The organism is Endozoicomonas sp. SCSIO W0465 (assembly GCF_023716865.1).
Classification (GTDB): domain Bacteria; phylum Pseudomonadota; class Gammaproteobacteria; order Pseudomonadales; family Endozoicomonadaceae; genus Endozoicomonas.
This window is the reverse complement of sequence record NZ_CP092417.1, coordinates 2859103-2871494: the sequence shown is the minus strand read 5'-3', so window position 1 is coordinate 2871494 and position 12392 is coordinate 2859103. Positions and strand designations below refer to the sequence as shown.

The 12392-nt window shown below is 49.3% G+C and carries 15 protein-coding genes; 8 read left to right on the top strand and 7 right to left on the bottom strand.

Annotated elements, in window-relative coordinates; all coding sequences use genetic code 11:
• Positions 1-132: 132 nt before the first annotated feature.
• Together MJO57_RS12540 and MJO57_RS12535 are read right to left on the bottom strand one after the other, a co-directional pair.
• On the bottom strand, positions 133-549 hold the full coding sequence (locus tag MJO57_RS12540) for a transposase (protein WP_252025723.1): 417 nt from the start codon (positions 547-549) through the stop codon (positions 133-135).
• A 10-nt stretch (positions 550-559) separates the two neighbouring features.
• Entirely contained in the window at positions 560-883 is a 324-nt protein-coding gene (locus tag MJO57_RS12535; protein WP_252025721.1) for a transposase, read from the bottom strand.
• Between MJO57_RS12535 and MJO57_RS12530 the strand changes: the two genes are divergently transcribed.
• Together MJO57_RS12530 and MJO57_RS12525 are read left to right on the top strand one after the other, a co-directional pair.
• Complete coding sequence (locus MJO57_RS12530; RefSeq protein WP_252027165.1) at positions 848-1585, top strand: hypothetical protein; 738 nt, start codon at positions 848-850, stop codon at positions 1583-1585. The two genes, MJO57_RS12535 and MJO57_RS12530, sit on opposite strands and share 36 nt — an antisense overlap.
• 117 nt (positions 1586-1702) lie before the next feature.
• Positions 1703-2515 carry an ABC transporter substrate-binding protein gene (locus MJO57_RS12525; RefSeq protein WP_252025719.1) on the top strand — a complete coding sequence of 271 codons (813 nt, stop codon included), beginning with the start codon at positions 1703-1705 and terminating at the stop codon, positions 2513-2515.
• A 64-nt stretch (positions 2516-2579) separates the two neighbouring features.
• Here the strand turns inward: MJO57_RS12525 and MJO57_RS12520 are convergent, their stop codons facing one another.
• On the bottom strand, positions 2580-2894 hold the full coding sequence (locus MJO57_RS12520) for a DUF4286 family protein (RefSeq protein ID WP_252025717.1): 315 nt from the start codon (positions 2892-2894) through the stop codon (positions 2580-2582).
• A 72-nt stretch (positions 2895-2966) separates the two neighbouring features.
• On the bottom strand, positions 2967-3614 hold the full coding sequence (locus tag MJO57_RS12515; RefSeq protein ID WP_252025715.1) for an O-methyltransferase: 648 nt from the start codon (positions 3612-3614) through the stop codon (positions 2967-2969).
• Between the two features lie 114 nt (positions 3615-3728).
• Between MJO57_RS12515 and MJO57_RS12510 the strand changes: the two genes are divergently transcribed.
• Positions 3729-4007, top strand: a complete 279-nt coding sequence (locus MJO57_RS12510) for a SelT/SelW/SelH family protein (RefSeq protein WP_252025713.1) — start codon at positions 3729-3731, stop codon at positions 4005-4007.
• Positions 4008-4254: 247 nt separating this feature from the next.
• On the opposite strand, the gene MJO57_RS12505 is transcribed toward MJO57_RS12510, so the two are convergent.
• From MJO57_RS12505 to MJO57_RS12495, 3 genes are read right to left on the bottom strand one after another with little or no spacing between them, the layout of a single operon-like run.
• Positions 4255-4920 carry a TIGR04211 family SH3 domain-containing protein gene (locus tag MJO57_RS12505; RefSeq protein ID WP_252025711.1) on the bottom strand — a complete coding sequence of 222 codons (666 nt, stop codon included), beginning with the start codon at positions 4918-4920 and terminating at the stop codon, positions 4255-4257.
• A gap of 24 nt (positions 4921-4944) precedes the next feature.
• A complete protein-coding gene (locus MJO57_RS12500) occupies positions 4945-5244 on the bottom strand; it encodes a YciI family protein (protein WP_252025709.1) in 300 nt (99 codons plus the stop codon).
• Complete coding sequence (locus tag MJO57_RS12495; RefSeq protein WP_252025707.1) at positions 5245-5820, bottom strand: septation protein A; 576 nt, start codon at positions 5818-5820, stop codon at positions 5245-5247. It lies immediately after the preceding gene.
• A 150-nt stretch (positions 5821-5970) separates the two neighbouring features.
• Between MJO57_RS12495 and MJO57_RS12490 the strand changes: the two genes are divergently transcribed.
• The 5 genes from MJO57_RS12490 (at position 5971) to MJO57_RS12470 (ending at position 12355) form a co-directional block, all read left to right on the top strand.
• On the top strand, positions 5971-6861 hold the full coding sequence (locus tag MJO57_RS12490; RefSeq protein WP_252025705.1) for a PHP domain-containing protein: 891 nt from the start codon (positions 5971-5973) through the stop codon (positions 6859-6861).
• A 313-nt stretch (positions 6862-7174) separates the two neighbouring features.
• Positions 7175-7801: an L-threonylcarbamoyladenylate synthase gene (locus MJO57_RS12485; protein ID WP_252027019.1), complete on the top strand. Its 627-nt coding sequence runs from the start codon at positions 7175-7177 to the stop codon at positions 7799-7801.
• A gap of 315 nt (positions 7802-8116) precedes the next feature.
• Positions 8117-10066 (top strand): hypothetical protein, encoded by a 1950-nt coding sequence (locus MJO57_RS12480; RefSeq protein WP_252025703.1) that lies wholly within the window; start codon positions 8117-8119, stop codon positions 10064-10066.
• 339 nt (positions 10067-10405) lie between these two features.
• Positions 10406-11272: an ankyrin repeat domain-containing protein gene (locus MJO57_RS12475; RefSeq protein WP_252025702.1), complete on the top strand. Its 867-nt coding sequence runs from the start codon at positions 10406-10408 to the stop codon at positions 11270-11272.
• 306 nt (positions 11273-11578) lie between these two features.
• Entirely contained in the window at positions 11579-12355 is a 777-nt protein-coding gene (locus MJO57_RS12470; protein WP_252025700.1) for an ankyrin repeat domain-containing protein, read from the top strand.
• Positions 12356-12392 lie beyond the last annotated feature (37 nt).

The following is a 12392-nucleotide window of genomic DNA, read 5'->3' as shown; positions in this document are numbered from 1 at the left end:
CCGGTGTAGGGAAATTCTCAGATTGAGTGCTGAATGACGGATTAAGGAGTAGTCCCTGAATTATTTCCCTATTTCCGTTCACCCGCCTTCAGCTGATCCAATAAAACGCCCCCAACCGAAAAGTTGTGTCTATTACCCTGGTTTGAGAACTGGCATGGCAGCAAAAGCGTCCGTCACTCGCTGTAGCAACACTTTCATTGGGTTACTACTGGGCAGATGCAGCTTCACACGGTCTTTATATTCCACCACCTTAACGGCAATTTTGAACAGCTTGGCAATAACTGTTGAAGGCTGAGCCCTCTGCAAATCTGTGCCCTCCAATACAGTGGTTCTCATTTCGTAATGCAGAACATAAGCGGCACAGGCGTAGTACATGCGCAAGGCATTCGCCCGGAAGCCCATATCCGAAGTCCGATCACAGGACAGATCATTTTTCAGGTGTTTAATGTAGTTTTCATCCTGTCCTCTGGGACAATAGAACTGCTCATTAATGCACTTGGCTGAAGCATTTTTGATGGATGTCACTACAAAGCGGGGGTTGTCACCCATCTGGTTCACTTCAGCCTTTATAGATGACGCGTGTATCGAGTCCTTTCCAGCTCTTCGCCTGATACTGTGCCTCGCCATACAGACGCACCCGGTAAGGTATCTGTAATTTGTTCAATCGGGCGTAAGCTGTACGTGTTTGCAGACAGTGGCGAGCTTCCCTCATGCTCTCATCCGACATCGGCCTTAAGGCCGTTGGATGGCCTGCACCTTTACCCAGCACGTAATCAGCGGCTTTATCCTGGTCAACAACGCGCATCAGCTCCGGCTGGGCAAAATGGCTGTCTCCCCGGATAATGAGATGTGTTTTCGGCCAGGACTGCCGGATCAGCGTCAAATGGAGCGGGAAAAGCAGGATCAAATTGATGATGTAGAAAACAAAATTGCCAGCTTACAACAACATATTCAGTCAGTAGAAAAAACCATTACTGAAAACTCCGCGCTGGTCAGGACAGCCGTTGCACAACTGGAAGCCAGCCTGAAACCAGCACTTGAGGCTCAGACACAACAAACAATAGCCGCCGAACAGGCACTGTTCTCCAGAGCCTTTGAGCATGGACATCAGTTGTCGGAAGATCGCACCAGTCAACGTGTGTTGTGCCAATATCTCCGCGAAAACAGCGATGCTGCCAGCATTAAAGCCCGGATTACTGAGGACTGCGAAGCCCAGAAAAAGCACGTTCCCTCCGGCTACCTTGATATCATTGAGCCCCCCGGCTATATACTGATGGAAGCAACTGGCGGTCACCAGACAACTTGCCCTTCCACATTATTAATAGCGTTCGAATCGTACAGTGTTGAGCAGTCACGCAGGTCAATCGAGTGTTTCATGAAAGGCATTGATAACCTTGACCTGCTATCACCGGAAAAACGACAGGCCGTCAAAACCTTCCTGAAAAATCTGCTGCGGATATTTAAGGTCCATGGTCCTTCCGGACAGTATGACCAACTGATGGCGCAGCTGACTTCTGCGGCTGATGCACTTAAAATAACTGAGGCAGCCGACCACCACCAACCGAAAAGAGTGAAACGCTGTTAAGTGCATTTTGCGCGCTGTTCCATCCTGACATCACTGCGAAAGTGAAGATATCGGGATGTTATTGGCACGCTGATTGCCGTAAGAGGCATACTCTTATATTCTACTCGTCTTTTTCTGATGGTCGCTTTCACTTACCATCAACAGGCAATAACTGATCGAACAAGATTTTTAGCGGTAGGGATCGCAATGAAGTTTCGCTGTATTCCATTTTTGTTCTTGCTGTTTTTTTCATTAACCGGCAACGCTCAAACCAGCAGTTTTCACCTGCTCACCGAAAACTTTCCACCACTGAACATGACCAATAATGGCACCTCTTATGCCCGTAATGATCGAGTCTCCGGCTTTGCTACCGACATCATGCGCAAGCTTTTTGCCGCTACAGGGTATGAGGTGGATTTCACCTTGATGAGTGACTGGGATGAAGCCTACAACAGTGCCAAAGGCACCTCAGGTTTTGGGATCTATTCCACATTCCGTACCCCCGAGCGTGAGAATAGCTTCCAGTGGGTAGGGCCACTTTATGAGGAAGACTGGGTAATTCTTGCGCCTCAGGATAGCGAGGTGACCATCAACTCACTGGATGATTTGAGACAGTTTCAGGTCGGTTCCTATGAGTTTGATGCCATCACCGATCATCTGATAGAGAGCAGTATTGATGTGGTGCCTGCCAAAAGTGATGCGATCAATGTCGTAAAGCTGAAACTGGGCCAGATTAAACTCTGGGCTTCCAGCTCATTGACCGGGCCTTACACGGCATCCAACTTCAACATACCGGTCAAACCCATTCATACCTTCAGCGAAAGTTCCCTGTGGCTGGCCATGCACAAAGACACAGACCCGGCTATCGTTAGGCAATTGAATAGTGAGTTGAAAAGGATGCACCAGTCAGGTGAAATCCAACAGATGATCAATAGTTATAACCATTTATAAGCAATGCTCCGGGAGAACAATGAATAGTCTCCCGGCTTTTATGAAAAATGCTCTTGAAAAATGCTTAAGCGTCTTCTGTTAATACCCGACGATAAGTTGTGAACTGATTACCAAATGTGTCAATGCCATCCCGGCGAAGTGCAGGTGCAAGGTGGAGCAGGTAGTGATCCAGCGCACTCTGTCCAGACACTCGATAGCGGATGGAAAAACCGGTTGAATACGGTCTGGCTGTCAGCTGCTCATCATCCGTCAGTTTAAACACTTGCGCACTGTGAAATCCTTCGGCCTGCAGCACCGCCTCAACGTGCGGCGTTAACCAGGCCCTGAACTCATCCACAATACCATTATCCACCAGACAATTGACTTCATAGATAATCATGAACGCCCCTTCTTCTTAATTACTATTTGGCAGTAATGGATAATAGTGGATAGATGGCAAAATGGTAAAAGATCAGACTTTTCGCACAATATTTAAGCCATGTCGGATGGGCAGCAGCACACTCTCAAGGTTCGGGTGCTCATAAATGTAACGATTCAGATCGGCAATCACCTGATCCCGTTCCTCTTGAGGATCAAGCACCTTCCCTTTCCAGAGCGCATCATCAATAACCACCAGCCCCTGTGGGCTCATCATGGGCAGCACCATCTCCAGATAATCGCGGTACTTCTTCTTGTCTGCATCAATAAACACCAGATCCAGTTTGTCCCGGATTTCCGCTGTCAATTGCGGGATGGTATCCAGCGCTCTGCCAAAGAGTACTTTGATTTTATGCCCATGGGGGGAGCGGTCAAAAAACTCCTGTCCAATGGCAATGGACCGTGGGTTGGTCTCACAGGCATACACCACGCCATCATCGGGTAACCCTTCTGCCATGGACAGTGCGGCATAGCCGGTAAACATACCGATCTCAAGCACTGTTTTGCTACGGCTGATCTTCAGCAGCATTTTCAGGGTTTGCCCCACCAGCCGACCAGAGAGATTCACCGGATAGCGAGTTCTATCCACGGTAGCCTGAGCCAGCTCTGCCAGAATCGGAGACTCACCGGATGTCATTTCCTGGCAATAGCTGTCAATTGCCGGATCAACCATCCAATCCATGCACTGTACCTTTTTTGATAAAAGAGCCTTGATAAAAACGGCACTCTCCATGAAGATGAGGCCACACATGATAAAGCGTTAAAAAATAAGCTGCGGATTCTAAGCGAGGGAGCCATGACTGAAAAGCCTGTTATCGAGATTGAGTACTGCAGTCAATGCCAATGGCTGTTACGTTCTGCCTGGCTTGCACAGGAGCTGCTAAGTACCTTTAGCACGGATCTGGGCGAGGTTCGGTTAAAGCCGGGAACGGGTGGAATCTTTATAATCAAGCTCAATGGCGAAGCTATCTGGGAAAGGAAAAAGGATGGTGGTTTTCCTCAACCCAGGGAAATCAAGCAGAAGGTCAGGGATATCATCGACCCCGCAAGGGCTCTTGGCCACAACGACCGTTGAGGGAGGTCCGGTTTGCTCTGACCTCCCTGAAAAACACCTAAGTAGCTGGCCATATGGAATCGAATATTTCTGGCTACTTGGGCTGGTACTATGCGAGGCACAACGGAGGGAGCATAGCCGTAGCTATGTGACCGGAGTTGTAACGAAGCACGACTGCATGGATGCAGGAGCTAGAGCAACGCAGGAGCAGTTGCCGAGAGTGCCGGCACAAGGAGTCATAAATATATGATTTCATATGGTTAGCTACTTATACCCAGGCACTTTCTTTCTTGCGGATCTTCAACATCGGCAGGAACAGGCCAAGCAGAATACCCAACAATATCGTGCCCCCCCCAAAAAGAAACCAGCGCAGTTTAATATCTCTATCCATCTGCCTATTTTCCGCCTGCAGCACTTGCAACTGGTTTTTCAGCCGCTCGTTTTCCTCAACCAGCTGCTGGTTACGACGATCAATAGCCAAGGGCTCAGCAGAAATATCCTGAAGTCGTTTCAGCTCCACCTGCTGACGCTCCAGCTTATTGTCAGCCTTGCTGAGTTCGGACGTCACCTCTTGCAGCTGGCCATCCCGTTCGATCAGGCGTTTTTCCAGCGCTTTGTTCTCTGCCGCCATGTTACTGGCCCGATCCAGGGCGGCAGGTAACTGATGAAAAGCCGGAGGGTTGGTCATCAGATACTGTGTCGGTACATAGCCTTGCTGATCACCGTGTTTCACCTTACTGAAGCCATTGCCAGAATCTTCTTCCAACAGTACCAGCGCGGTACCGGTCTTCAGTCCACGGTGAAGTATCCGGTACTCATTACTCGGCCCGGTCCGCATGGGCACATAGGTAATATCAGTGATATATCGAGTCTCTGCAGAGACTTGCCCAATCCATAACAAACCAAACAGAACAACCAGCCAATGTTTTTGCATTTTCACAGGTATCAGCATCTCAAATCACGGCAGAACTTTTTTAAATGGCTTAACGATAACCTGTCGATAAACGCCAGCCTCAATATAGGGATCGGCATCAGCCCAGGCCTGTGCTTCGGGTAAACTGGCAAATTCGGCGACCACCAGACTACCGGTAAAACCAGCCTCACCCGGATCATTGCTGTCTATGGCAGGACAGGGCCCGGCAAGCACCAACCGACCTTCATCCTTTAGTTGCTGAAGCCGATCAAGGTGTGCAAGACGAGCCTTCATTCGTAATGGCAGGCTACTATCGACATCCTCACTGAAAATAGCGTAGAGCATTTACTTCTCCCCGGTTTGAATATGTTTTGAAATCACCAGAAACTGACCAATCACAAACAGGAAGGTCAGAATCAGGCTGCCGAACACTTTAAAGTCCACCCAGATATCGTGAAAGGTAAATGCCACGAAGAGGTTTGCTGCCCCCAGAAGAATGAAAAATATAACCCAACTGATGTTCATCTTGAGCCAGATATTGTCCGGCAGTGTCATGGCATGCCCCATCATCCGTTCCAGCAGGGTCTTTTCACCAATAAACTGACTGCCCAGAAAGGCAATCGCAAAGATCCAGTTAACGATGGGGGCTTTCCATTTCAGAAAGGCTTCATCATGAAAAGCCAGTGTCATGCCCCCAAACAGCACAACCGCCGCGAGCGTGACCACATGGCTTTTCTCAAGTTCACGGTTTTTCAGATACAGGCTGCCATAAATCAAAATGGAAGCAACCATTAACACCAGTGTTGCACTGAACGGTCCACCCAGTTCAAATTCGTTTGCCCCCAGGCTGACCATTCTCGGGTCCATTTTATAGACCACAAAGAAGAGAATCAGAGGAATAAAGTCAATTAGTTGCTTCATATTTGGCCGATCAGAGTAGAATAGCAGGCACCAACTTATGACAATGGTACCGACTGTTTATTGTGAATAACGGTTAGGGAGTTTGAGCCTGCAGGCAATAACAGTCAAACTACATAATAAACTAATTGACTTTCAGGGTAAGAGACAATTTTGATTTCCATTGATTTACACAGCCACACCACCGCTTCTGATGGAACTCTTGACCCGGTTGAGCTCTGCAAGCGGGCTCAGGAACGTCATGTTCATACGCTGGCCATTACCGATCATGACACGGTAGCTGCCCACTATTTCCTCAGAGACCATGCTCCTGAGGGGGATATCCGATTAATCACCGGCATTGAGCTATCCACCACCTGGTCTGGCGCTGAAATTCATATTGTCGGTTTGAATTTCTCCCTTGACCACAGAGATCTGGAGATGGTGGTCAACGCCCAGGGCGAGTCTCGAAGAAAACGCTCACATCATATTGCCGAACGACTGGCCCGTCGCCTGCCAGATTGGAGTTCCGACCAGATTTTCCGAAAAGTCCTTGAAGGTGCCGTTGAACAACAACAAAACGGCCGTCATGGCTTTATTCTGAAACCGGACGACGTACAGATTGGCCGGCCACACTTTGCCCGCTGGCTGATCAGTGAAGGGCGATGCAATGATATGGATGCTGCTTTTCGAAAGTATCTCGATAACAGCAAAATTGGCAACCTTAAAGCCTTCTGGCCAAAAATGAGCCAGGGTGTTGCCTGGATCCGGGCGCTGGGAGGAGTGGCCGTTCTTGCCCATCCCGGAAAATACCGGATGACCGCAACCAAACTCAGGGCTCTGATCAAAGACTTCAAACTGGCTGGCGGTCATGCCATGGAGGTTCAGGGGTCTAACCACCCACACAGTCAGGTAGAACAAATGGCACGTTATTGTCGCGAGTTTAACCTGATGGCCTCACAGGGTAGCGATTTTCACAACCCGGACTACCCATGGGTTGATATTGGCCGACTACCTCCCTCTCTCCCGGAAAACCTGAAACCGGTTTGGGATATCTGGAACTAAGGCCGGTGGCTCCCTGTTCAAGTCGTTCAATATAGCGTTGTGAAGACCTTCCAAGTACTTCTTTCCTGCTCACCACAGTGTTATGATGCGCCTCCGCTTTTGCGCAATCACCACAGTGTTCTTTCGCTGAAGCGTTACTCTTACTTACGCTAAAGGCCTTTTTCCTGGCTGAAGGCTATCTTTCTGGCTGAAGGCTCTGTTCCTTCACCACTCTGAGTTATGGCCGACAAACTGCTTTGCTTGTCACCACCAACACACACTGGTTCACCCCAGGCCATAGCCAGAGTGAATAACCTTGATGCTGACGATTGCCATGAGCCAGTTTTTTCAGATTCACCCCGACAATCCCCAACTGCGCCTGGTTCGTCAGGCTGTTGATATTATTCGTGATGGCGGTGTGATCGCCTACCCTACAGACTCAGCCTATGCCCTGGGTTGTCACATTGGCGATAAAAAGGCGGTTGAGCGGATCCGGCAAATACGCAGGCTGGATGAAAGGCATAATTTTACCCTGGTCTGCAGGGACCTCTCTGAGCTGGCTACCTATGCCCAGGTTAACAATACGCAATATCGAATGCTGAAAAATCACACGCCCGGCCCCTATACCTTCATCCTGAAGGGGTCCAGAGAGGTGCCCCGACGATTGATGCACCCAAAGAGGAAGACCATAGGCATCCGTGTGCCTGAGTGTCCCATTGTTCAATCGCTGCTCAGCGAGCTGGGATGCCCCATCATGAGTTCAACGCTGCAATTGCCTGGTGACGAGTTCCCCATGATGGACCCTTACGATATCCGTATGACTCTGGAAGCCCAGCTGGATCTGATTATTGATGGCGGATACCGGGGTATGGAGCCGACAACGGTGGTCAGCCTGATGGGCGATGTTCCGGAAATCCTGAGGGTTGGCAAAGGGAATCCTGAGCCTTTTACGATTGATTAGTTTTCCTTGCCAAATGACGATAATAAGTTGTTAATTCACACAACCATTAATGATGGTGAATTCACCACAAAAACTTCAGTACGAAACCAACATTCCAGGAATCCCTCACCGATCAACACACATTTTTTCATCTCTGAGCAGAAACTATTTTTTCTATTATTCAGAAAATCGTCTAGGATTGGTGCGTTAATGACAACGACACCCTGATTAAACATCCAACAATCCAGAATCCAGAATCAAGAATCAAGAATCAAGAATCAAGAATTAAACAACAAAAAACCACAACCAATCATTTAATTAACCATTAATCAAACCATGGCAAAGTCAGCTGCTAAAAAAATAGAATCCACAGGATACAAAAGAAAACTATTTATAATAATGGTTGCAATGCTTATACACTCCTTGATCGTTCAGGCCGAACTTGGCATACAAAACACCTTTCGCATATCACAGCAACACTTTTCTCAAGCCTATCCGGATTCTGATGAAAAAACAGAATTAACAAAAAGTGAAGCAGCACTTCCAGATATTATGCTCACTCCCGGAGAAAAAAGAAAAATCATCTTAAAATCACTCTCCCAACAAACTGTCGTCCAGGCCCACACTGAACCCAACGTCTTAACGCACTATGCAGTTAAAGACCTGGATTTATTAAATGGCTCGACGCTATCGCCCGATCACAGCATTCTGAAAAGCCTTGGCAACCCGATGACTGTATCCGGAGAAATCATGTTAGCCAACATGCTGATCACTCCAACAGTCAATATCAGTGAATTGGAAAAAAGACAGTCAACCATACAACACCTGATCAATAATCCAAAGGTCATGGCTCAACTGGAACATCATTTACGACGATTCTCTACCAATGAAGATGGAATCATATCTCTGCTTGACCCTTCCGATACTATCTACAAAGGACTCTTCCAGAGTCTGGATGCTACCACTCAGTTTGGTATGAACCCAAAAACCAGTAATGAAAAAGAGGCCTCCCGTCGATTTATTGAAGGCCTGAATTTACTCGGTCTCGGATTTATGCCTACCTACCTCTATTACCATTCATCACATCCATTACATTTGGCCAGTGGCTTAACACTTTATTGCCTGACACTCTATCTGACGCAGCGAAGTGCCCTGAGAGAGAAACATTATTACACCTACGTGATGGAACGCAGCAGGCGCCCGGGTCTTGCATTATTTGAAGCCAGAGAGCTCTGGATGACACTTGAAAATCATCCACTGTTTCATAATGTACTGTTATTCTACCCGGAACTTTCAAAGCTATATCACTCCGGTGAATTCCGGGAAATATTCGCTCTGTTGCAGGGTGCTCCTGCCAGCCCCATCCGCTCGACCTGGCAGTACTACACCTCTCACATGGGGTGCTATCACATGGCATTGGAACTGATGCAGAAGCACAAAAACGCCATGCTCCACATCCTTGAGGCAGTCGGTGAAGTTGATGCCTGGCTGACTATTGCCAAACTGGTAAGTCAGGGGCAGGAAAGAGCAAACAACCCGATGACCTTCGCAACATACATTCCCGAACATCATTCACCCTACTTGAGACTTGACCGATTCTGGAATCCGCATTTATCACCAGCGATCGCCGTGCCAAACAGTATTGAAATCGGCGCACAACATCCCCTGAACACCATCATTACGGGACCGAATGCTGCCGGAAAATCAACCAATATGGAAGGCATTGCCATTGCCGTCCTTCTGGCGCAGACCTTTGGCATTGCACCGGCTCACCATATGGAAATAACGCCGTTTTCACTGATCCATACTCATATGGATATCAGCTCAGAGGTTGCAGCAGGCCTGTCAACATTCAAGGCAGAATCGGTCAGGGCTATTGAATTGATGGAACACATTGAAAGCATGGAAGCGTATCAGTTCAGCCTGACACTGATGGATGAGATTTTCAGCAGTACCAATCCGATAGAAGGTGAGGCCGGAACTTACGGCTATCTGAAAATCATTTCGAATAACCGAAACTCCATTAATATTTGCACAACCCACTACCCCAGACCCACACTGCTGGCTGATGAATACCCCGGAATATTCCAGAACATGCATGTTCACGCAGAAATCACCAGCGACGGAAGGCTAATCTACGACTACCTGTTAAAACCCGGATATTCTGAACAACACATTGCCATCAAGATTCTCGAGGATGAAGGTATTCAATCGGAGTTTCTTGATATCGCCACTGACATCATTAAACATCCGGAAAATTATCCTCTGCACAATCGCAGACGCTAAAGCAAGCAAAAATTTCAGATCACTCGTAACAGTAATTTAACAAGTCCCGGACGATTTTTCCTGTAATCCGGATACCCCACCTCATGAATCAGAGGTTATTATTGAGATAAAGTTCGGTCTTAAGGTTAATTACGTTGAAAATTTTGATCTCCCAATATTTATCTTCAGGGATGTGAACTTTCCGGGGGACTGGGCACGCTCCCGATTAACCTGACTTTTATACAACCGGACTTTCCCACCAAAAAACGTCATCATTGGGTACACGGGGTTCAATTCATTGCGGAACTATCAAGCAAGTAAACAGTCAAATCAGTAGTCACTTAATGCATGTAACATAAAATGAATCACTGTCTAACTGACTTGCCCCCCCCAGTTGCCAGTGGCGATATCGGGATTACCAACCGTGCCAAGCCAAACTCGGTTGACCGAAATGGCTTCCCCATCCTCCACGTGGTAGTTAAAAAAGGTTACCTTCAAATAGCCCAGACCCTGCTGGACGGAGGCGCCCGACCCAACACCCCTGACCCGAATGGCTTCACCGCCCTGTCCTTAGCTGCTACCTTGGGAAATATCGAGATGGTCAGCACCCTGCTGGCTAACGGCGCCCGACCCGACCTATCACCGGATGCCCTGGCGGACGCAGCGTATTACGGCTCACTTGAGATCGTTTTGATCCTGCTGGCCAACGGTGCCCAGGTCAATACTCCCGGCAAACACGGCCATACCCCCCTTGAAATGGCGACCGATAAAGGTCACCTGGCCATCGTTCGCGCCCTTCTGGCCTCCAGAGCTCAGGTCAGCCCGTACGTCATTGAATGGGCTGCTGAAGATGGCCACCTTGACATCGTCCGGGTCCTGCTGGACTACGGAGCCCAGGCCAGCCCGGACTCCATTGAACTGGCGGCTCACAAAGGCCACCTTGACATCGTTCAGGTCCTGCAGTCCCACTGCGCCCGGCTCGACCAGGCACCGGGAGCCCCTGTCGATGCTGCCCATTACGGCCACCCTGAAGTTGTCCAGCCACAGATCAACCATATCCCCCCACTTCGGCAACCCGCCTCCCTGGCGGACTGGTGCCGCTCCAGCATCCGTCGCCGACTGGTCGAGCGCCTTGACGGTGGCGGTCAGCCACTGAAGCAGGCAGTCGATTTACTGCCACTCCCTGCCGCGATTAAATCGTATGTGTATCACCCACTTTCCCTGTAAACCGGGGATGAGCTGCCTTGGTAAGGTAAGTCGTTGCCAACGAGCCACCTTTACCCTTGGCAGCGGACAGGTCTTCAGTTGCTGCAGTGTAAAAATTATGTTGAGAGTTTTGATCTCTCAATATTTATTTTCAAGGATGTGAACTTTCCGGGGGACTGGGCGCGCTTCCGATTAACCTGACTTTTATACAACCGGACTTTCCCACCAAAAAACGTCATCATTGGGTACACGGGTTTCAATGCATTGCAGAACTTTCAAGCAAGCAAACAGTCAAACAAGCAGTCTCCTACTGATCAGGTAATTTAAATGAATCGCGGTTTAACAGATTTGACCTTTTCAGATGCCAGTGGCGGTACCTTGATTATCAGAGGTGCCCAGCTAGACATTGCTGAGCAATATGGCATCACCCCCCTCCACATAGCGGTTCTTGATGGTCGCGTTAAGCCAGTCCAGATACTGCTGGCCTCCGGTGCCCGACCCAACATCCCTGATGTGGATGGCATTACCCCCCTGACCATTGCTGCTAACGGTGGAAATACCGAGATGGTCAGCACCCTGCTGGCCAACGGCGCCCGACTCGACCTGTCACCGGATGCCCTGGTGGACGCAGCGTATAACGGCAAACTTGAGATCGTTCTTATCCTGCTGGCCAACGGTGCCCAGATCAACACTCCCGGCAGCAACGGCCATACCCCCCTTGAAACGGCAATTTATGAAGGTCACCTTGCCATCGTTTGCGCTCTTCTGGCCTCCAGAGCTCAGGTCAGCCCGGACGCCATTGAACAGGCTGCTGAAAAAGGCCACCTTGACATCGTCCGGGTCCTGCTGGACTACGGAGCCCAGGCCAGCCCGGACGCCATTGAACTGGCGGCTCACAAAGGCCACCTTGACATCGTTCAGGTCCTGCAGTCCCACTGCGCCCGGCTCGACCAGGCACCGGGAGCCCCTGTGGATGCTGCCCATTACGGCCACCCTGAAGTTGTCCAGCCCACAGATCAACCATATCCCCCCACTTCGGCAACCCGCCTCCCTGGCGGACTGGTGCCGCTCCAGCATCCGTCGCCGACTGGTCGAGCGCCTTGACTGCAGCGGTCAGCCATTGAAGCAGGCAGTCGATTTA